This is a genomic window from Mycobacterium sp. IDUB_21 (genome assembly GCF_055419425.1).
Genome location: NZ_JBVAXQ010000004.1, coordinates 193031 through 212733 on the forward strand (window position 1 = coordinate 193031; position 19703 = coordinate 212733).

23 protein-coding genes and 1 pseudogene are annotated in these 19703 nt (G+C 68.6%); 14 read left to right on the forward strand and 10 right to left on the reverse strand.

Annotation, left to right across the window (positions count from 1 at the left end; translation table 11 throughout):
- Positions 1-53 precede the first annotated feature (53 nt).
- Genes moeA through pssA form a run of 3 tightly spaced genes read left to right on the forward strand, consistent with a single transcriptional unit; the run spans position 54 to position 2900 of the window.
- On the forward strand, positions 54-1283 hold the full coding sequence (moeA, locus tag ACZYY4_RS08120) for a molybdopterin molybdotransferase MoeA (RefSeq protein ID WP_463809260.1): 1230 nt from the start codon (positions 54-56) through the stop codon (positions 1281-1283).
- A 25-nt stretch (positions 1284-1308) separates the two neighbouring features.
- Positions 1309-2016, forward strand: coding sequence for a phosphatidylserine decarboxylase (locus ACZYY4_RS08125; RefSeq protein ID WP_463809262.1), 708 nt, complete (start codon positions 1309-1311; stop codon positions 2014-2016).
- Positions 2013-2900 carry a CDP-diacylglycerol--serine O-phosphatidyltransferase gene (gene pssA / locus ACZYY4_RS08130; protein WP_463809264.1) on the forward strand — a complete coding sequence of 296 codons (888 nt, stop codon included), beginning with the start codon at positions 2013-2015 and terminating at the stop codon, positions 2898-2900. The genes ACZYY4_RS08125 and pssA overlap by 4 nt, the downstream gene beginning before the upstream one ends.
- A gap of 1 nt (position 2901) precedes the next feature.
- On the opposite strand, the gene ACZYY4_RS08135 is transcribed toward pssA, so the two are convergent.
- Positions 2902-3477, reverse strand: coding sequence for a chorismate mutase (locus ACZYY4_RS08135; protein ID WP_463809266.1), 576 nt, complete (start codon positions 3475-3477; stop codon positions 2902-2904).
- On the opposite strand from ACZYY4_RS08135, the gene ACZYY4_RS08140 reads away from it, so the two are divergent.
- On the forward strand, positions 3476-5674 hold the full coding sequence (locus ACZYY4_RS08140) for an AAA family ATPase (protein ID WP_463809268.1): 2199 nt from the start codon (positions 3476-3478) through the stop codon (positions 5672-5674). The genes ACZYY4_RS08135 and ACZYY4_RS08140 overlap by 2 nt on opposite strands.
- Positions 5675-5677: 3 nt before the next feature.
- Here the strand turns inward: ACZYY4_RS08140 and ACZYY4_RS08145 are convergent, their stop codons facing one another.
- Both ACZYY4_RS08145 and ACZYY4_RS08150 read right to left on the reverse strand, forming a co-directional pair.
- The gene (locus tag ACZYY4_RS08145) at positions 5678-6124 is read right to left on the reverse strand and encodes an SRPBCC family protein (RefSeq protein WP_463809655.1); all 447 of its coding nucleotides are present in this window, start codon (positions 6122-6124) and stop codon (positions 5678-5680) included.
- Positions 6125-6481, reverse strand: a pseudogene (locus tag ACZYY4_RS08150) (bleomycin resistance protein); the annotation flags it as partial.
- A 48-nt stretch (positions 6482-6529) separates the two neighbouring features.
- Between ACZYY4_RS08150 and ACZYY4_RS08155 the strand changes: the two are divergent.
- Positions 6530-7042: a nitroreductase/quinone reductase family protein gene (locus ACZYY4_RS08155; RefSeq protein ID WP_463809270.1), complete on the forward strand. Its 513-nt coding sequence runs from the start codon at positions 6530-6532 to the stop codon at positions 7040-7042.
- Here ACZYY4_RS08155 and ACZYY4_RS08160 read toward each other — a convergent pair.
- Entirely contained in the window at positions 7039-7605 is a 567-nt protein-coding gene (locus ACZYY4_RS08160) for a TetR/AcrR family transcriptional regulator (protein WP_463809272.1), read from the reverse strand. The genes ACZYY4_RS08155 and ACZYY4_RS08160 overlap by 4 nt on opposite strands.
- A gap of 47 nt (positions 7606-7652) precedes the next feature.
- On the opposite strand from ACZYY4_RS08160, the gene ACZYY4_RS08165 reads away from it, so the two are divergent.
- The 3 genes from ACZYY4_RS08165 to ACZYY4_RS08175 are packed head-to-tail and all read left to right on the forward strand — an operon-like array spanning position 7653 to position 10064.
- Positions 7653-8483: a mycofactocin-coupled SDR family oxidoreductase gene (locus ACZYY4_RS08165; protein ID WP_463809274.1), complete on the forward strand. Its 831-nt coding sequence runs from the start codon at positions 7653-7655 to the stop codon at positions 8481-8483.
- A complete protein-coding gene (locus ACZYY4_RS08170; RefSeq protein WP_463809276.1) occupies positions 8480-9283 on the forward strand; it encodes a mycofactocin-coupled SDR family oxidoreductase in 804 nt (267 codons plus the stop codon). The genes ACZYY4_RS08165 and ACZYY4_RS08170 overlap by 4 nt, the downstream gene beginning before the upstream one ends.
- Before the next feature lie 34 nt (positions 9284-9317).
- Positions 9318-10064, forward strand: a complete 747-nt coding sequence (locus ACZYY4_RS08175) for a carboxymuconolactone decarboxylase family protein (RefSeq protein ID WP_463809657.1) — start codon at positions 9318-9320, stop codon at positions 10062-10064.
- On the opposite strand, the gene ACZYY4_RS08180 is transcribed toward ACZYY4_RS08175, so the two are convergent.
- On the reverse strand, positions 10061-11338 hold the full coding sequence (locus ACZYY4_RS08180) for a cytochrome P450 (protein ID WP_463809658.1): 1278 nt from the start codon (positions 11336-11338) through the stop codon (positions 10061-10063). The genes ACZYY4_RS08175 and ACZYY4_RS08180 overlap by 4 nt on opposite strands.
- 130 nt (positions 11339-11468) lie before the next feature.
- Here ACZYY4_RS08180 and ACZYY4_RS08185 point away from each other — a divergent pair, with 130 nt between their 5' ends.
- On the forward strand, positions 11469-12065 hold the full coding sequence (locus tag ACZYY4_RS08185) for a TetR/AcrR family transcriptional regulator (RefSeq protein WP_463809278.1): 597 nt from the start codon (positions 11469-11471) through the stop codon (positions 12063-12065).
- Positions 12066-12141: 76 nt separating this feature from the next.
- Positions 12142-12981 carry a mycofactocin-coupled SDR family oxidoreductase gene (locus ACZYY4_RS08190; protein ID WP_463809280.1) on the forward strand — a complete coding sequence of 280 codons (840 nt, stop codon included), beginning with the start codon at positions 12142-12144 and terminating at the stop codon, positions 12979-12981.
- A 26-nt stretch (positions 12982-13007) separates the two neighbouring features.
- On the opposite strand, the gene ACZYY4_RS08195 is transcribed toward ACZYY4_RS08190, so the two are convergent.
- The 5 genes from ACZYY4_RS08195 to ACZYY4_RS08215 all read right to left on the reverse strand — a co-directional run bounded on the left by ACZYY4_RS08195 (position 13008) and on the right by ACZYY4_RS08215 (position 16375).
- Positions 13008-13646, reverse strand: a complete 639-nt coding sequence (locus ACZYY4_RS08195) for an LON peptidase substrate-binding domain-containing protein (RefSeq protein ID WP_463809282.1) — start codon at positions 13644-13646, stop codon at positions 13008-13010.
- Complete coding sequence (locus tag ACZYY4_RS08200; RefSeq protein ID WP_463809660.1) at positions 13646-14824, reverse strand: glutamate--cysteine ligase; 1179 nt, start codon at positions 14822-14824, stop codon at positions 13646-13648. The genes ACZYY4_RS08195 and ACZYY4_RS08200 overlap by 1 nt, the downstream gene beginning before the upstream one ends.
- Positions 14805-15515, reverse strand: a complete 711-nt coding sequence (gene sodC / locus ACZYY4_RS08205) for a superoxide dismutase[Cu-Zn] (protein ID WP_463809284.1) — start codon at positions 15513-15515, stop codon at positions 14805-14807. The genes ACZYY4_RS08200 and sodC overlap by 20 nt, the downstream gene beginning before the upstream one ends.
- Before the next feature lie 10 nt (positions 15516-15525).
- Complete coding sequence (locus ACZYY4_RS08210; RefSeq protein ID WP_463809286.1) at positions 15526-15999, reverse strand: LytR C-terminal domain-containing protein; 474 nt, start codon at positions 15997-15999, stop codon at positions 15526-15528.
- A 67-nt stretch (positions 16000-16066) separates the two neighbouring features.
- Complete coding sequence (locus tag ACZYY4_RS08215) at positions 16067-16375, reverse strand: DUF3263 domain-containing protein (protein ID WP_463809288.1); 309 nt, start codon at positions 16373-16375, stop codon at positions 16067-16069.
- Positions 16376-16603: 228 nt separating this feature from the next.
- Here ACZYY4_RS08215 and ACZYY4_RS08220 point away from each other — a divergent pair, with 228 nt between their 5' ends.
- From ACZYY4_RS08220 to ACZYY4_RS08235, 4 genes are all read left to right on the forward strand, one after another.
- Positions 16604-17197 (forward strand): peptide deformylase, encoded by a 594-nt coding sequence (locus ACZYY4_RS08220; protein WP_463809290.1) that lies wholly within the window; start codon positions 16604-16606, stop codon positions 17195-17197.
- Between the two features lie 10 nt (positions 17198-17207).
- Entirely contained in the window at positions 17208-18131 is a 924-nt protein-coding gene (locus ACZYY4_RS08225) for an N-acetylglutamate synthase, CG3035 family (protein ID WP_463809292.1), read from the forward strand.
- 143 nt (positions 18132-18274) lie between these two features.
- A complete protein-coding gene (locus ACZYY4_RS08230) occupies positions 18275-19096 on the forward strand; it encodes an exodeoxyribonuclease III (protein WP_463809662.1) in 822 nt (273 codons plus the stop codon).
- An 89-nt stretch (positions 19097-19185) separates the two neighbouring features.
- Positions 19186-19695, forward strand: a complete 510-nt coding sequence (locus ACZYY4_RS08235) for a hypothetical protein (RefSeq protein WP_463809294.1) — start codon at positions 19186-19188, stop codon at positions 19693-19695.
- Positions 19696-19703 lie beyond the last annotated feature (8 nt).

The window sequence follows — 19703 nt, forward strand, 5'->3', positions numbered from 1 at the left end:
CGACCCGCTGCACCCGGCTCCGCCGCGCTTTCGATCACCGCAATAATGGCCGAATGCGATCTGTCGAGGAGCATCAGCGCGCCGTCTCCGGGCTGATCCGCGCCCGCCCGCCGGTCACGGTTCCGCTGTCCGACGCCGAGGGCCTGGTACTGGCCGCGGATGTGACCGCGCCGATCTCCTTGCCGGTCTTCGACAACTCCGGAATGGACGGCTACGCCGTGCTTGCCGACGACGTGGCCGCGGCCACACCCGAGAATCCGGTGAAATTGCCGGTGCCCGAGGACATACCGGCCGGCCGCACCGACATCCCCTCGCTGGAACCCGGTACCGCACACCGCATCATGACCGGCGCACCCATTCCGTTCGGCGCTGACGGGGTGGTTCCCGTCGAGGCCACCGACGGCGGCGTCGACCTGGTGGAGATCAGTGCCCCCACCGCCAGGGGACGCCACATCCGCCGCGCCGGCGGGGACGTCGCCGAGGGCGCCACCGTGCTGTGGGCCGGCCACGTGATCAGCCCACCGGCGGCCGGGCTGGCCGCGGCGCTGGGCTTGGCCGAGCTGACGGTGCGGCCCCGGCAACGGGTTCTGGTGATCTCCACCGGCACCGAACTCGTCAAGCCGGGCACGCCCTTGGCGCCCGGACAGATCTACGAGTCCAACGGGGTGATGCTGGCCGCCGCGGTACGCGAGGCCGGCGCCGAGGTGGTGGCCGCGGCCACCGTCTCCGATGACACCGCCGAGTTCAACGCGGTGCTCGACCGCTACGGCGCGCGCGACGGCGCGGTGGACCTGATCATCACCAGCGGCGGTGTCAGTGCCGGCGCCTACGAGGTGGTCAAGGACGTCTTCGGCCGGGACGGCGATCAGGGCGTGGAGTTCGTCAAGGTGGCGATGCAGCCCGGAATGCCGCAGGGCATCGGAAGGATCGGCGAGCCCGGGTCCGATTCCGCCATCATCACGCTGCCCGGCAACCCGGTCAGTGCGCAGGTGTCCTTCGAGGTGTTCGTACGCCCCGCGCTGCGCCGCGCGATGGATCTGCCCACACCGGATCGGCCGCGTCGCACCGCCATCCTGAGCGAGAAGCTGACTTCGCCGGCCGGCCGGCGGCAGTTCCGGCGCGGCCTGTTCGACCACGAAACCGGGACCGTCACCAACTACGGCCCGCCGGCCTCACACCATTTGCGCTACCTGGCGTCGGCGAATTGCCTGCTGGACATCGCCGACGACGTGACCGAACTGCCGGTGGGCGCTCACGTGGAGGTCTGGGACCTGACCGGGTGAACCCGACTGCTTCTAAGATGGCCGGATGGCCAGACGACCCCGTGCAGCAGATGATCCCGGCGGCCTGCGACACCTGATCGAGCTGCTGCGCTCGACGGTGCCGCCGATGCACCACGCCGGCTTGCCGTTCGTGGCCGGTGGGCTGGGCCTGGCGGTGCTGGGCCGCAAGCAGAGCTGGCTGCGTGGAGCCGGCCTGTTGGCCGCGGGCGCCAGCGCCGGGTTCTTCCGCCACCCGCGCCGGGTGCCGCCGACGCGCCCGGGTGCGGTGGTGGCCCCCGCCGACGGCATGGTCTGCCTGGTCGACACCGCGACCCCGCCCCCGGAACTGGACCTGCCCGACACCCCGCTGCCGCGGGTCAGCATCTTCATGTCGGTGTTCGACGCGCACGTGCAGCGGGCTCCGGTCGGCGGGGAGGTGCTCGACGTGCTGCACCGGGCCGGCCGATTCGGATCCGCGGACCGCACCGAGGCCAGCGAGGACAACGAGCGCAACAGTGTGCGGATCCGCACCGCCGACGGCGCCGAAGTGATCGCCGTGCAGATCGCCGGGTTGTTGGCGCGCCGCATCATCTGCGATGCCCGGCCCGGCGATCATCTGGCGATCGGCGACACCTACGGGCTGATCCGGTTCGGGTCACGGCTGGACACCTACCTGCCGGTCGGGACGCAGCCCCTGGTCGGCGTCGGCCAGCGCATGGTCGCCGGTGAGACCGTGCTGGCGCAGCTGCCATGACGACTTCCTCCCGGCGCCCAGTGGGCCTGCACATCCTGCCCAGCTCGATGACGGTGCTGGCCATCTGCGCCGGCCTGACCTCGATCAAGTACGCGTTGGACGGTCAGCCGCACGTCGCGATGGCGCTGATCGGGGCGGCCGCCATCCTCGATGGCCTGGATGGCCGGGTGGCCCGCATCCTGGACGCCGAGTCGCGGATGGGCGCCGAGATCGACTCGCTGGCCGACGCGGTCGACTTCGGGGTGGCGCCGGCAGTGGTGGTCTACGTGTCGCTGCTGTCCACACAACCGGCGGGCTGGATCGTGGTACTGCTCTACGCGGTGTGTGTGGTGCTGCGGCTGGCTCGGTTCAACACCCTGCTCGACGACGCCACCCTGCCGGCCTATACCCGCGAGTTCTTCGTCGGGATGCCCGCCCCGGCCGGCGCGATCACGCTGATGGGCCTGCTGGCCGCGAAGCTGCAGTTCGGTGACGGTTGGTGGACTTCGCAGTGGTTCACCTGCGCCTGGGTGGTGGGCACGTCGATGCTGCTGGTCAGCCGGATCCCGATGCGCAAGATGCATGCCGTGTCGGTTCCGCCGCATCTGGCCGCGGTACTGCTGGCGGTGCTTGCACTGGTGGCCGCGGCGGCGTTCCTGTTCCCGTACGTGCTGGTGCTGGTGCTGATCGTGGCGTACCTGTGCACCATTCCGTTCTCGTTCCGCAGCCAGCGCTGGGTGGCCGCGCACCCGGAGGCCTGGGAGGACGCCCCCCGGGAGCGCCGGGCCGCGCGCCGGGCGATCCGCCGGTCGCAGCCGAGTCGCAGGCCCGGGGTGCGGCGGGGCATCCGTCGGCCCAGCGGGCAGTCGATGGCACGGCTACGGCTGCGCAAGCCGGGCCGCTGAGCTACCCGGAGCAGTACTCCCGCGTCGCCGACGACAGCGCCTGCCGGTCGAACCCGTCGAGTTGGCGCCCGGCGCTGACACCGTCGATCGCCTCGCCGAGTTGGGCGGCGCACTCCGGTGCATGCAACTGCTGCCATTGCAGCCCGATCTGGCTGAGCATCTCGTGGTTGAAGCCGTCGATGCGAGCACGTGAAGACGCCAGGTCCGGTGCGGCGGCCGGCGCGGTGGCCGGGTTCAGCTTCCACTGGGCGAACCGGTAGTGCTCTACGGCTTCGGTGGCCGCGATCTGGTCGGTGAACACTCGGGTCACGTAATCGGCGTCGAGGTGTTCGGTCTCGGCGGCGGCCGCCAGAGCGGCCAGTTGTTGCTCCACCCGGGCCGGATCCTCGATGGCGGCCGTCGTGAGCCACTTGTTGGCCGCCACGTCGTCGGCGACCTGGAGCCGCCCGGCGGCCGCGTCGACCAAGTCGGCCAGCGGGTTTACCGTGTCGGCCCGAGCCGCGGGCGCGGCCGCCAGCACCAGGACCGCGCAGATCGCCGACATCCCGGCGGAGGTGTGTGTCGATAATGACCGCATGGGTTCTATTGAAGAGCACCGCGGTGACGATGCCTCCCGGACCTCCTCCCGGCACCTGACGCTGATCGCCCGGCTGAACACATCGGCCGTCGACGCTCGCCGGGGCGTGGTCCGGCTGCACGCGGAAGCGATTGCCGCACTGGGTATCCGGGAGTGGGATGCGGTGTCGCTGACCGGGTCTCGGACGACGGCCGCGGTGGCCGGGCTGGCCGGGCCGGATTCGCCGGCCGGTGTGGTGCTGCTCGACGACGTGACGCTGTCCAACGCCGGGCTGCGCGACGGAACCGAGGTGGTGGTGGCCGCCGTCACCGTCTACGGCGCCCGCTCGGTGACGCTGAGCGGGTCGAGGCTGGCCTCCGAATCGGTATCGGCGGCCACTTTGCGTCAGGCGCTGTTGGGCAAGGTGCTGACCGTGGGTGACGCGGTGTCGCTGCTGCCCCGCGACCTGGGTCCGGGCACCTCGACGTCAGCGGCCGCCGCCGCACTGGCCTCCGCGGTGGGGATCAGCTGGACCTCGGAGCTGTTGACCGTCACCGGCGCCGACCCGGCCGGGCCGGTCAGCGTGCAACCCAACTCCTCGGTGACCTGGGGCAATGGCACGGCACCGGCCACGCCGACGAATCAGAGCGTCGCGGCCGACACCGCACCGCTGACCGTCGACGACCTCAAGGGCTGCGCCGCACAAGCCGACAAACTCACCGAATGGCTCAAGCTGGCTCTCGACGAACCGCACCTGCTCAAGACGCTCAACGCCGGTACCAATCTCGGCGTGCTGGTGTCGGGCCCGCCCGGGGTCGGTAAATCCACGATGGTGCGGGCGGTGTGCGCGCCGCGGCGGGTGGTTGAGCTCGACGGACCCGAGATCGGGGCCCGCGTCGCCGACGAGCGGCTGGCCGGGGTGAACTCGGCCGTGACGGGCGTGTGCGACGGCGGCGGGGTGCTGTTGATCACCGATATCGACGCGCTGCTGCCGGATCCGCCCGAGCCGGTGAGCACCTTGATCCTGGCTGAGCTGCGCACCGCGGTCGCCTCGGACGGGGTGGCGTTCATCGCCACCTCCGCGCTGCCGGACCGGGTCGACGCCCGGCTGCGGGCCCCGGAGCTGTGCGACCGGGAGTTGCGGCTGAGCCTGCCCGACGGGGCGACCCGCGCCGCGTTGCTGGGCGGACTGCTCAAGTCGGTGCCCAGCGGCGGCCTCGATCTGAACGAGATCGCCGAACGTACACCAGGTTTCGTTGCCACAGACCTTTCGGCACTGGTTCGGGAGGCGGCGCTGCGGGCGGCGTCGCGGGCCAGCGACACTGGTGAAGAACCGGTACTGAGCCAGGATGATCTGGTCGGGGCGTTGGGCGTGATCCGTCCGCTGTCGCGTTCGGCCACCGCCGAGGTCTCGGTCGGCTCGGTGACCCTCGACGATGTCGGGGACATGGTGGCTACCAAACAGGCACTGACCGAGGCGATCCTGTGGCCGCTACAGCACCCGGACACCTTCACCCGCCTCGGCGTGGATCCCCCGCACGGCGTGCTGCTCTACGGTCCGCCGGGTTGTGGCAAGACGTTCGTGGTGCGCGCCCTGGCCGGCTCCGGGCGGGTCAGCGTGCACGCCGTCAAGGGCGCTGAGCTGATGGACAAGTGGGTGGGCAGCAGCGAGCGGGCGGTGCGGGATCTGTTTCAGCGCGCCCGCGATTCCGCGCCGTCGCTGGTGTTCCTCGACGAGATCGATGCCCTGGCCCCGCGGCGCGGGCAGAGCTTCGACTCCGGGGTGACCGACCGGGTGGTGGCCGCCCTGCTCACCGAACTCGACGGCGCCAACCCGCTGCGCGACGTGGTGGTGGTCGGCGCCACCAACCGACCCGACCTGATCGACCCGGCCCTGACCCGGCCGGGCCGGCTGGAGAAGCTGGTGTTCGTCGAGCCACCCGACACCGACGCCCGCCGACAGATCCTGCGGGTGGCCGGAAAGTCGGTGCCGTTGCATGACGACGTCGACCTCGACGCGTTGGCCGCCGATCTGGACGGCTACAGCGCCGCCGACTGCGTGGCGCTGCTGCGCGAAGCGGCTCTGACCGCGATGCGCCGTAGCATCGACGCCGCCGACGTCACCGCGGCAGACGTCACCGCGGCACGCGAAAACGTCCGGCCCTCACTGGATCCGGATCAGGTCGCCGCGCTGCGTTCCTTCGCCGACAACCGGTGAGGACTAGTTGTCACCCTCAGCCAACGCCGCGAGCCGGGTCAGTGAGCCCGCCAGTTTGTCCGCGGTGGTCCAGCGCGCGCGCTGCAAGCGGTTCGGATCGGTCAGCTGTGACCAGTCGTAGGTGTGGGTGACGCGGGTGTGCGCGTCATCCAACGTCTCGAGTTCCCACCGCCACAGGTGCCCCGGTGGCATTTGGCCGGGTTCCGCTGGTCGCCAAGCGATACGACGCCCCTCCTCGAACTCCACCACGTGGTTCTCGCGGACGACACCGAGTGTCAGCGCCATGGTGAACATCGCGCCGACCGTGTGCACCCGTTGTCCGGCAGGCGCTTCGGCCAGATTGTCGTTGCCGTCCCAACGCGGCTGTTGAGCCGGGTCGGCGATCAGCTCGAAGATCCGCCCGGCCGGCGCAGCGATCTCCCGGCTGGCGCTGACAATCTTGGCCGGCAGCGGCGAACCGACCCGGTGCGCGGTGCCGTCCGGATCGACGTAGGCGAACTCCCGGAGCCCGTAGTCGGTGTCAACCGGTTCGACCAGGCGTCCCTGAACTCCCGATGCCGCCCACTGCACGTAGAGCGCATCGGCGTCATCGACGTACAGATACACGCTCGCCGCGGTCCGCAGCGGATCGTGCTCAGCCCACTCGGACAGATGCAACGACACCACGCCGCGGTCGGCAAAGCCGTACCGGGCCGGTCCGTCGTAGGCGTGCACGGTGAACCCGAGCCGGCGGTAGCGGTCCAGCGCGGCGTCAAGGTCTCGCACCGGAATGATCGGCGAGACCGCGGTGAACCCGATATTCGGCATGGCGTCAGTCTCACACGGCCTGCCCGGTGGAAATGGCAAGATCTGAGCATGACCGAGAACCCCTTTCCCGAGGTGCGGTGGGGCCGCGACCCCGGGCCGCGGGCGCGGCGAGCGATCGCGGCGGTCGCCGGATCCAAACCCGGCGCCTGGCTCATCCGGCACTGCACTCCGCTGGACCGCTGGCTGCTCGACCACAGCGGCGGTCGGCTCACCATCTTCGGGCCGATGGCCGTCCCGTTGCTGCTGCTCACCACGACCGGCCGCAAGTCCGGTCAGCGTCGGCAGATCCCGCTGGCCTACATGCGCGAGGGTGACCGACTGTTCCTGGTAGGCAGCAACTTCGGACAGGCGAACCATCCGGCTTGGGTGTTGAATCTTGTCTCTGATCCCAACGCGTGGGTCACGATGGGCGGCAAGGAGATACCGGTGCTTGCCAGCGAGGTCGTCGGCGAGGAGCACGCCCGCATCTACCAGAAGTTCATCGACTACATCAGCAACTACGACACCTACCAGCACCGGGCCGGCCGCGAGATCAAGGTGTTCGCGCTGGCCAGACGCTAACGGCCCGTGGTCATCTCGTATCCGCTGGTGAGCCAGTACACCGTCCGATCCAGGACGGGCAGGATGTCGGTGATCGCGATCTCGCCGGCGGCGAACCGGGCGGAAAGCCCGTACACCAGGTTCGAGATGACGACGTCCAGGTCGGCGATGAAGCCTTCGTCGACACCCAAGAGAGCCGCCCGCATCGCGGGACCCACAACGTCGAGGCCCCGGCGCGCCAGACTGTCTCCGCCCGGCGCGGACCGGGCCCGGACGTAGGCTGCCAGCATCGCCGGATGCCGCTCCCACGGCTCGAAGATGGTGCGGTACAAGCCGATCAGCGCCCCATACAGTGATTCTCCGGGCTCACGCGAATGCGGGACAACCCCTGAGTAGCGGTTCTCCGCCATCCAGGCATCCAGCGCGGCAAGGATGAGTTCGTCGCGGGTGGCATATCGCTTGTAGATCGTCGCCAGCGACATCCGGGCGCGGCGGGCGACCTCGCGGAGCTGAACCGCGTCATAGCCCTGCGTTTCGAGGATCTCGACGACGATGGCCAGGATCCGGTCTTCGGCATCAGCCATTGATCCACCCCTTGCTGCCGGACAGTAACACGGTTACTGTACCCCTCATGGGTTCTCTGGACGGAAAAGTCGCGTTCATCACCGGGGCAGCGCGCGGACAAGGGCGCAGCCATGCCGTAAGGCTGGCGGCCGACGGCGCCGGCATCATCGGTGTCGACATCTGCGCCGACATCGCGTCCAACGGTTATCCGATGGCAAGCCGTGCGGAGCTGGACGAGACCGTCGCGCTGGTGGAGGCCCAAGGCGGCAAGATGATCGCCTCCATTGCCGACGTCCGCGATTTCGCCACGCTGAAGGCGGCCCTGGACGCCGGCGTCGAGCACTTCGGCCGCCTCGACATCGTCTGCGCCAATGCCGGTATCGCCGCGATGGCCTTCCGCGAGTTGACCGACGACGAGGACCTGCAGATGTGGACCGACGTGATCGACGTCAACCTGGTCGGGTCGTTCCACACCGCCAAGGCCGCCATACCGCACCTGATCGCCGGTGGCCGCGGCGGGTCGATCGTGTTCACCAGCTCCACCGCTGGCCTGAAGGGCTTCGGCGGCCAGCAGGGTGGCGGCCTGGGCTACGCGGCATCCAAACACGGCATCGTCGGGCTGATGCGCACGCTGGCCAACGCCCTGGCGCCGCACAGCATCCGGGTCAACACCGTGCACCCGACCGCGGTCAACACCATGATGGCGGTCAATCCGGCGATGACATCGTTTCTGGAACACTATCCCGACGGCGGACCACATCTGCAGAATCCGATGCCGGTCGGCATGCTCGAACCCGACGACATCAGCGCCGCGATCGCCTACCTGGTCTCCGACGCCGCCCAGTACGTCACCGGGGTCACCTTCCCCGTCGACGCCGGCTTCTGCAACAAGCTATGAACGGGCGAGCAGCCGGCAAGCGGGTCCTGGTGACCGGCGCCGCACGGGGCATGGGTCGCAGCCACGCCGTGCGGCTGGCCGAAGAAGGCGCCGATCTGATCCTGGTCGACATCTGCGCGTCGCTGCCGGAGGTCGAATATCCGCTGGCCACAACCGAAGACCTTGAGGAGACCGCGCGACTGGTCGAAGACCTCGGTCGCCGTGCGGTCACCCATGTGGTCGACGTGCGCGACGCCGCCGAGCTGGCCGCGGCGGTCGACGACGGTGTCGCGCAGTTGGGCGGCCTGGACGCCTCGGTCGCCAACGCCGGGGTGCTGACCGCCGGAACCTGGGACACCACCACGGCCGAGCAGTGGCGGACCGTCATCGACGTCAACCTGATCGGGGCGTGGAACACCTGCTCGGCGGCGTTACCGCATCTGGTCGAGCGCGGCGGCAGCCTGATCAACATCAGCTCGGTGGCCGGGCTGAAGGGCAGCCCGCTGCACACCCCCTACACGGCGTCCAAGCACGGCGTGGTGGGCATGAGCCGTGCCCTGGCCAATGAGCTTGCCGCAGTGAATGTCCGGGTCAACACCGTGCACCCCACCGGGGTGGAGACCGGGATGCGACCGGACACCCTGCACGGCCTGCTCCACGAGACCCGAGCCGACCTCGGCCCGATCTTCATGAACGCTTTGCCGATCGTGATGACCGAGGCGCGCGACGTCAGCAACGCGGTGCTGTTCCTGGTCTCCGACGAATCCCGGCACGTGACCGGGCTGGAATTCAAGGTTGACGCCGGTGTCACCCTCCGATGAGGCGGGGTGCGGTCAGCGCGCCTTCGCCGAGTTGATGACTCAGCCCACGCCGCATTGCACGCCCACGGCGGCAACCCTGCTCGACTTCGTCTTCGCCCAGGTCTGGCAGCGCCCGGGGTTGAGCCGCCGCGACCGATGGTTCGTCGCGCTGCCCTGCCTCGCTGCAGCCGACACCGAAGATCCACTACGCGAGCACATCTACGCCGCGCTCACCAGCAGTGACGTGGCGATTGACGAAATGCGGGAAACAGTACTGCATTTCGCGGTGTACGCCGGCTGGCCGAAGGCATCGCTGTTCAACATGATTGTCGACGAGCAGTGGAGACGTATCCACACCGACCGGGGCGAGCCGGTCCCACCGCCACCACCGCTGCTGCCGCTGGACACCCCCAGCGACCCGGAGGCGCGACTCGTCGTCGGCGAGCAGGCCTTCCGGGACGTCAACTGCCTGCCCTACGCCCCGACGCGCGACGACCCGTATTCGGGTGCCGGGATTCTGAATTTCGTCTTCGGCGAGATGTGGCTGCGACCCGGTCTGGGTATGAAGCAGCGGAGGCTGGTGACCGTGGCGTGCGTGGCATTCCAGGACGCGCCGCTCCCGATCCTGAGCCACGTCTACGCCGCGTTGAAGAGCCGCGACGTGTCGTTCGACGAAATGGACGAGATCGCTTTACAGTTCGGCGCCTACTACGGATGGCCGAAGGCCTCGCGACTGATCCAGGTGATCGAGGAGCAGAAGCAGCGCGTCACCGCCGAGTGGGCCTCAGACGGCGAGCCCTAGACCGGGTCGAATTCGATGTGCAGCTCGGTCAGACCGCGCAGCAGGAACGTCGGCTCATAGGAGTAGTGCCGCTCGCCGGCCGGCCCATGATGCTTCTCGCTGATCCTGATGTCGCGCATCCGGTCCAACATCCGATTCGCGGTGATCCGGCCCTCGACACGCACCAGTGGCGCGCCGGGGCAGGTGTGGATCCCGCGGCCGAAGGCGATGTGTTCGCGAACGTTCTTGCGGTCCAGGTCGAATTCGTCGGGATTGTCGAACTTGCGCGGGTCCCGGTTGGCCGCCCCCAGACAGAGCATCAGCACCGTGCCCGCCTTGATCGGCACTCCGGCCAGCGTGGTCGACTTGCGCGTCAGCCGGAAATCGATCTTCGTCGGGCTCTGGATCCGCAGTGACTCCTCGATGAAGCGCGGGATCAGATCGCGGTTTTCGCGCAGTCGCTGCTGCAGCTCGGGTTGCTCACCGAGGATCTGCACCATCGTCCCGAGCAGCTTGGTCACGGTCTCCTGGCCGGCGCCGAACAGGAAGGTCGCCGGACGCACCACCTCCATCACGTCCGGTACCGACCCGTCGGGGTAGGTGGCCTCGGCCAGCATGGTCAGCACGTCGGCCCGGGGATTGCCTCGCCGATCGGAGATGTAGCGGTTGAACTTGTCATCGAGGTACTCCAATGGGTTGAGACCCACCGGCTCTCCGTCCAGGGCTCCGACGCGGGTGCCCGGCCGCGCGTCGGCGCCGAGCGCCCGACGGAACTCGGCGCGGTCGTCATCGGGGACCCCGAGCAGGTCGGCGATCGCCAGCGTCGCAAACGGTTTCGCGTAATCGAGGAGGAATTCGCAGCGGCCGCCGGTGATGAACTCGTCGAGCTGGAGGTCTGCCAGCCGCCAGATGAAGTCCTCATTCTCTTTGAGGCGGACCGGGGTCAGGATGCGCCCCAGCAGCGCCCGGGTCCGCTCGTGCGCCGGCGGATCCTGGACGACGACGTGCTCGAAGATTGGAAACAGATGCCGGTGCGCCTCGATCTGCTCGGTGATGTCGTCACCCTCGGGCTCGAACGGCAGCGGCGGGAACGGCCCGCCGATGGCGTTCACCGCCGAGAACGAGTCGTGGTCCTTGAACGCGGCGTGCACCTCCTCGTAGCCGGTGACGGCGACGACGCCGTGGTGCGGCTCGGCGAAGACGGGCCCGTTTGCGCGCAGGTATTCGTAATAGGGGTAGGGATTCTGCGTTACGCCTTGGTCGGAGAAGTAGTCCACCGCCGCGAGATCCATCACCACGCGATGCGCCCTTTCCCTCGTATCACGACCTCGTCGCGCTGATCGATAGATCAAATTGCTAGAATGCGTCATGCCTACCATGTGCGGCGACGGATGGTCAAGCAATCGCAGCGCCAGGACATCCTGAATGGCGGCGCCGCGCAAGGCCAAATCGACCGACAGCACCACCCGGCGCCGGCTGATCGAGGCGACGGCCCGGGTCATGCGCGACGAAGGCTACGCCGCGGCAACCTCGCGGCGGGTGGCCGCCGAGGCCGGGGTGAAGCAAGCCCTGGTCTACTACTACTTCCCCACCATGGACGATCTTTTCGTCGAGGTGCTGCGCGCCGGCGCCGACGTCGCGCTGGACCGGATGCGGGCCGCCCTGACCGATGACGACCCACTCCGCACATTGTGGACGATCAACAGCGATGCACGTGTGACCGGCTTGAATACCGAGTTCATGGCGCTGGCCAACCATCGCAAGGCCATCCGGGCCGAACTCAAGGCTTACGCCGAGCGGGTCCGCGACATCGAGACCGCGGCCGTCACGGTGGCACTACGCGCCGAGGGTGTCGACCTGGCGGTGTATCCCCCCGTCGCCATGGCCATGCTGATTGCGCAGACGGCCCGCAGCCTGTGCAACGAGGAGGCCGTCGGCGTCACCCGCGGCCACGACGAACTGCGCGCACTCGTCGAGCGTGAGCTGAGCCGGCTGGCGACACCGCCCGCTTCCACCCGTTAGCAACAACTGGTTGACAAGGCTGCCCTTTGGTGCCAGCCTTGCTGATCGATCGACCAACACGAGACGAGGTGCAGACATGGGTGGACGAGTCGAAGGAAAGGTCGCGCTCATCACTGGCGCGGCACGCGGTCAGGGCCGCAGTCACGCGGTGCGACTCGCGCAGGAAGGTGCGGACATCATTGCGGTCGATGTCTGCGCTCGGATCAGCAGCAGCAAGGAAATCCCGGCGGCAACACCCGACGACCTGGCGGAGACCGCCGACCTGGTCAAGGGATTGGACCGCCGTATCGTGACGGCACAGGTCGACGTGCGTGACTTCGACACGCTCCAAGCAGCGGTCGACAGCGGGGTCGAGCAGTTGGGCCGGCTGGACATCATCGTCGCTAACGCCGGGATCGGCAACGGCGGCGAGACCCTGGACAAGACCAGCGAAGCCGACTGGCAGGACATGATCGACGTCAACCTGTCGGGCGTCTGGAAGACCGTCAAAGCCGGAGTGCCACACCTTATTTCCGGCGGAAACGGCGGATCCATCATCCTGACCAGCTCGGTGGGCGGGCTCAAGGCCTACCCGCACACCGGTCACTACATCGCGGCCAAGCACGGCGTGGTCGGGCTGATGCGCACCTTCGGCGTCGAGTTGGGACAGCACTTCATCCGGGTCAACTCGGTGCACCCCACCAACGTGAACACCCCGCTGTTCATGAACGAGGGGACGATGAAGCTGTTCCGCCCAGACCTGGAGAACCCGGGTCCAGACGACATGGCCGTCGTCGCGCAGCTGATGCACGTGCTGCCGATCGGCTGGGTGGAGCCGGTGGACATCAGCAACGCCGTGCTGTTCCTGGCCTCAGACGAATCCCGGTACGTCACCGGGCTTCCGCTCACCGTCGACGCGGGCAGCTGCCTGAAGTGACTTCCCGCTGACTCTGCGTCCACGTCTCAGCTCGGCACGTCGAATTCGACGCGGGCAGTGACGTTCTCGATCGCCTCGTGCAGCGCCGCCATCCGGCCGGCCAGCGAAGGTGCCGCCAACACCGCGTAGCGGTCGGCCTCCCCCATCGGGACGCGGCAGGCCAGCGAATACAGCCGCTGCCCCGGATCCAGCGAACGCAGCCGACGGCCACCCAGCATAGAGTTACGCCCCGGCATCACCCACCGCCGCCGGGCCGCCGCCATCCGCTTGTGCAGCACCACGATCCGGTCCTCCAACTCGCGGAACTGACCGTCGCTCACCGGTTCTGCCGGCTCGTCGGGCCACACCTCGGCGATCGCCCGTGGATAGGGATCGTCGGTGAGCCACTCGCTGACCCGGATCCGCTCGCCGGTCAGGCAGCGCAGCGCGTAGCGGCCGCCGCCGAGCTCGCTGCACTGCGTGATGCTGGCCATCGCGCCCACGTCATTGCGCTGCTCGCCGCCGCCCACCTCACGGCCGCGGGCGATCAGCACCACTCCGAATCGCGGATCACCGCTGCGCATCAGGTCGCCGACCAGCACCGTGTAGCGCAGCTCGAAGATCCGCAACGACAGTTCCTCGCCGGGTAGCAGCACCCACTCCAGCGGGAACATCGGCAGTTCCATCAGGTGATATCCAGTTCGGCGACCAGCGCATCGACGACCGCACGCAAGTCGCCGTCGTGTTCCTCGGCCACCCGGCGCTGGCGCTGATACGACGCGCCGGTTCGGTAGATGCCGGCGACGGCCGCCAGCTCGTCGGCGCAGTGCAGCCGCGCGGCCACCGGCTCCAACCGGTTGAGCAGGTCGTCGAGGTCATCGGTGACCAACCGCTCGTTGCTGTCGGCGTCGAGGATGATCTCCGCGTCCAGCCCGTAGCGGGCCGCGCGCCACTTGTTCTCCTGCACATGCCACGGCGGCATAGTGGGCAGTGCCTCATCGGCGTCCAGTCGCCGGTCCAGATCGACGATCAGGCAGTGGGTGAGTGCAACCAGGGCGCCCAGTTCGCGCAGATTGGACACCCCGTCGCAGACTCGGACCTCGATGGTCCCCAAATGCGGGGACGGCCTGATATCCCAACGGATCTCGGTGGTGTGGTCGATGATCCCGGTCTTCTTCTGGTCATAGACGAAACCCTCGAACTCCGCCCAGGTCTGGAACTGGAACGGCAAACCCGCGGTGGGCAACTGCTGGAACATCATCGCCCGGTTGCTGGCGTAGCCGGTGTCCTCACCAGCCCACCACGGCGATGACGCCGACAGCGCCAGCAGGTGCGGGTAGTACAGCAACAGCGACGAGATGATCGGCATCACCTTGTGCGCCGAGGAGATCCCGACGTGGACGTGCACGCCCCAGATCATCATCTGCCGGCCCCACCACTGGGTGCGTTTGATCAGCTCGGCGTAGCGCGGCGCATCGGTCAGTTTCTGCGCGGACCACTGCGCGAACGGATGCGTGCCGGCGCCGAACAGTTCCATGCCACGGCCGTGCACGATGGGCCGGGTGGTCGCCAGGGTCTGGCGCAGATCATCGATCGCCTCGCCGGTGGTGTCGCAGATCCCGGTGACGAGTTCGACGGTGTTGCGCAGCAATTCCTTGTGTACGCGCGGGTTTTCGCCGAGTTCGGACAGCACCTCGTTGGCTTCGTTGCTCAGGTCGCGGGTCGCCGCGTCGACGAGTGCGAACTCCCATTCCACGCCGAGGGTGGGCCGGGCGCAGTGGGCGAACTCGATCCGGGCCGGCGGTCCCTCCCGGTCGCGGGGCACTGCCCTGCTGTTCGGCTGGCTATCCGGCGCCGATGACACCACAGGCAACCCGTTTGCCGGCATCTCCGGTGGTCAGCGTGGTCTGGTCCGGGCCGGGTGTGCCGTTGACCTGCGTGTAGCGGTCCGCCGGGATGTTGGCGAAGTTGTCGTCGTCGGCGTGGACGATGATGGCCGTGCCTTCACCGGCCAGCAGTTCCGCCTTGGTGAACGAGTCGGTGGTGGTCACCAGCAGCCCGCTGCCGTCGGAGCGCACCTGCAATGAGGTCAAGTCGCCGCTCTGCGGATGCTCATTGTGTCCGGGCGCCTGGAAGTGACCACCGGCCGACAGGAAGTTGCCGGGCGCCCCGCCGCCGGGGGCCACCGAGTCGGCTTCGCACTTGCCCACGCTGTGGACATGCAGGCCGTGGAAGCCGGGCGTCAAGATGCCGGTGCTGGTGGTCTGCACGGTGACGGTGGCGAATTCTTTGCCGCCGGCCTGGCTGAACTCGAACGTCGCGGTGCCGACCTGGCCGCCGTCGGGGGTCGTCAGGCGCGCCACCAGGCTCTCCGAGCCGCCCGAGCCACCCGGCTCACTGGCCGCGCCGGACGGCGCCGGCGACCCGGTCCAGATGGCCGGCGTCGTACCCGGCGTGTCCGACGGCGCCTCGTTGGGGGGACTGCATGCCGCCAACAGCACAACCGGGGTGGCGAAGACGGCGGTGGCGAGAGCTCTGCGGTGACCTTTGACCATGCGAGGAAGCTTAACCCGCGACCACCACGATGACGCCCGGTGGCTGCTCGGCCACCTCGGGGATACGAGGTTGCACGGCAGCGTGCAGCACCTCGCCCACCGTATTGGCCGAGTCGTGCTCACCCTGGGCCTCGCCGAAGTAGACGGTGGTCTCGGTGACCTCGGGCAGCTCGAGGTTCCCGACGTCGGTCACGTTCCAGCCGGCTTCACGCAACTGGTCGGCGGTGTGCCCGGCCAGTCCCGCCTGTTCGGAGATGTTGTAGACCCGCACGTCGGACTTGTGAGCGGGATGCTCGGGCTTGGCCTCCGCCGAGCTGGTGCTCACGGCCTGCTTCGATGTCGGCGAATGGGCCGCGTCGTCGTCGTCGCCCGACGACCCGAGCGCCTGAAACCCGACCAGCAGAAAGATGGTGCCCAAGAACAGCAGCACCATCACCATGGCCCGCAGCGGGAGTCGGGAGGAGTCGGGAACGTGGTCATTCATTGCGACCACTGTATCCAGGAGCGGGCCATCACCTATAAACGCCCAGCAAGCACGGGTTCCAGATGAATCAAGTGATGTCGAAACCGAGACGCCGCGCGGCGCGCGCCTTCTGGCGACTGGACCGCAGCCTGCGCAGCCGCTTGACCAGCATCGGGTCGGCGGCCAGTGCCTCGGGCCGGTCGACGAGCGTATTGAGCACTTGGTAGTAGCGGGTCGCCGACAGCGCGAACCGCTCCTTGATGGCCTCTTCCTTGGCGCCGGCGTACTTCCACCAGTCCCGTTCGAAGGACAAGATGTCGTGTTCGCGACGGCTCAGGCCGTCAGTAGGCTCCGAATCGTCCCCTGATCGATTCGCTTGCGCCATGGCGCCGTCCATATCGTTTCCTGGACCCTTCCGGAAAATTCTTTGGTTGAAACGTTCGTTGCGTTTTTCGGCGGCGTGTCAGCGAATATTCAATCACGGCAGGCGGTGTTGAACCGGGAGCCGGTCCCGCGAGTCGCCGTGGCCGCTGCAGTGGCCCGATGGCGGCCACCAACCCGGCGGTTCCAGCTTCGCCTCTCCTCCGTCGAGCCTCGCTAAACCGCCCACCTAAGCTTTTCGGTCATGGCCGTCGTACCAATCCGCATCGTGGGCGATCCCGTCCTGCACACCCCGACCAGCCCGGTACAGGTCGCCGATGACGGCTCGCTACCTGCCGACGTCGGTGAGCTGATCGCCACGATGTACGACACCATGGACGCCGCCAACGGGGTCGGCTTGGCCGCCAATCAGATCGGCGTGGGGCTGCGGGTCTTCGTCTACGACTGTGCCGACGACCGCCGCCAGACCGTGCGACGCCGCGGTGTGGTGGTCAACCCGGTGCTGGAGACCTCCGAGCGGCCGGAGACCATGCCCGACCCCGACCACGACGACGAAGGCTGCCTGTCGGTGCCTGGCGAATCGTTTCCGACCGGCCGGGCGGACTGGGCCCGGGTCACCGGCCTGGACGCCGACGGCAACCCGGTCACACTGGAGGGCAACGGGTTGTTCGCCCGGATGCTGCAGCACGAGACCGGGCACCTGGACGGCCTGCTGTATCTGGACATGCTGGTGGGCCGGCATGCCCGCGCGGCGAAGCGGACGGTGAAGTCCAACGGCTGGGGGACGCCCGGCCTGTCCTGGATGCCGGGCGACGTGCCCGATCCGTTCGGCCACTGACGAGCCGGGGATGAACCGGCCGCCCGAACTGCCCCCCGAACTGCCCCCGATCGGCGTCCGGGTGAGCCTGCGCTACCTGCGTCCGCCCGGTTCGGAACCGCCGATGGGCGACGTAGTGGGGCACCTGGTGGAGACCGGGCCGCTGGTGCGGGTCCGCTCCTCGGACGGGGCGATCCACGATTGCCGGCACTCCGACGTGCTCTATGTGCGCCGACTGACCGATCGACCGGTGAAGAACTCGGCGATCCGGTCCGTCGAGCACGCTGCCGCGCTGGCTTGGCCGGGCCGCGAACACCAGTGGCTCGACGGCTGGATGTTGCGGGCCACACCCGGCGCCGGGCTGGAAGCCAATTCCGCTGTGCCCCTTGATATGTTCGCTCACACCAATACTGTGCCGGCGATCATCGACTGGTATGCGCAGCGCGGCTTGCCGCCATGCCTGGCGGTGCCGGAGCGGCTGCTGCGGCTGCCGGAGGACATCCCGACGCGGTATGAGACCCGCACCCTGGTGCGCGAGTTGCCCGGTGGCGCGCCCGCCGGCGATGTGGTGCTGGCCGCCGAACCCGACGCCGGCTGGCTGGCGTCGTCCGGCGAGGCTGTGGAGCCGGTCGACGCGCTGACCGCCGTGAGCGACGGCGAGGTGGTGTTCGCCTCGATTCCGGGGGTTGCGGTCGGGCGGGCGGCGGTCACCGAGGCTCCGGACGGCACCCGCTGGCTGGGTGCGTCGGCGCTGCGGGTCTCCGACGACCGGCGTCGGCAGGGTCATGGGCGGGCGATCTGTGCCGCGTTGCAGTCCTGGGGTTTCGACCGGGGCGCCACCCGCGGCTACGCCCAGGTGCCGAGCGATGACGCCGGCGCGTTCGCGTTCTGCGAGGCCGTCGGATTCGCCGGCCAGCATCGCACCCGCTACCTCGATGCCCGACTGCTTTCGTAGCGGCGATCGATCTAGCGGTGATCGCAAGCACGACGAAGTCGGGCGCCGCGGGTCGCCGCCATCGATCTAGCGGTGATCGCAAGCACGACGAAGTCGGGCGCCGCGGGTCGCCGCCATCGATCTAGGGTGGCTGCGTGACTGCGCTGCGACTGGCTACCTGGAACGTCAACTCGATCCGCACCCGGGTAGACCGGGTGACCGATTGGCTGGCCCGCGCCGAGGTCGACGTGCTGGCCATGCAGGAGACCAAATGCACCGACGCGCAGTTCCCCACGCTGCCGTTCCACGAGCTGGGCTACGAGGTGGCTCATGTGGGCCTGAACCAGTGGAACGGGGTGGCGATCGCCTCCCGGGTCGGCCTCGACGACATCGAGGTCGGGTTCGCCGGCCAACCGGTCTGGGCCAAGCCGGATACCGACCCCGCGGTGGAGGCGCGGGCACTGGGCGCCACCTGCGGCGGGGTGCGGGTGTGGAGTCTGTATGTGCCCAACGGACGCGCCCTGAATGACCCGCACTACGTCTACAAGCTGGAATGGCTTGCCGCGCTGCGCGATACCGCCGAAGGCTGGTTGCGCGACGACCCGTCGGCGCCGATCGCGCTGGTGGGCGACTGGAACGTCGCCCCGCAGGACGACGATGTGTGGAGCATGGAGTTCTTCGACGGCGCGACGCACGTCTCCGAGCCGGAGCGCACGGCGTTCCGCGCGCTGTCCGAGGCGCAGTACCTCGACGTGGTGCGGCCGTTCACGCCCGGCCCGGGCGTCTACACCTATTGGGACTACACCCAGTTGCGGTTCCCGAAGAAGCAGGGCATGCGCATCGACTTCATCCTGGGCTCCCCCGCGCTGGCGACCCGGGTCTCACACGCCGAGATCGTCCGGGAGGAACGCAAGGGCAAGTCGCCCAGCGACCACGCGCCGGTACTGGTGGACATTCAACCGGCTCGCACAACCCCAGTTATATGAATTCCTTGTGGATTCGGCGGGGTCCGCCGAAATGCGCATAGGATGGATCGGGTTAACCAATTTGCTCATTTGAAGGGCAGGGAATACCCATGAACGCCGTCGCAGTGACGGTACGGAAGGTGGCCGGGGCGGCAACCCGCGCGGCGACCATGACCACCGAGGCGGCCGGCGCGATCGGCGGGGCTGCACTCAACGGGGCGATCGGCGGCTTGAAGGGCGCGGCCGGCGGCGCGCAACGCGGTCTGAGCACCGGAAGCCACTCCACCCCCGCAGCCGCACTGACCCTGGGCGCCCTCGGCGTCGCCGGGTTGGTCGAATGGCCACTCCTAGTGGCGGTGGGGGGCACCGCACTGGTGCTCAGGCAGCTGAACCGGTCCGATGGCAGTGCACCGTCGAAGGCGAAGGCGAAGGCTCCGGCGAAGGCTTCAACCTCGGGGACCTCGAAGACCTCGGGGACTTCGAAGACCTCGGCGGCCCGGCCGTTGAAGTCGGTGAAGCCGGCGGGCTCAGGGAGCTCGGCAGCCTCGCGGCGCAGCCCGCAGCCCAAGAAGTCAACAGCGCGGTCGCCCCGCAGCAGCAGCGCTCGCGCGCGCCACTGATCGGGCCC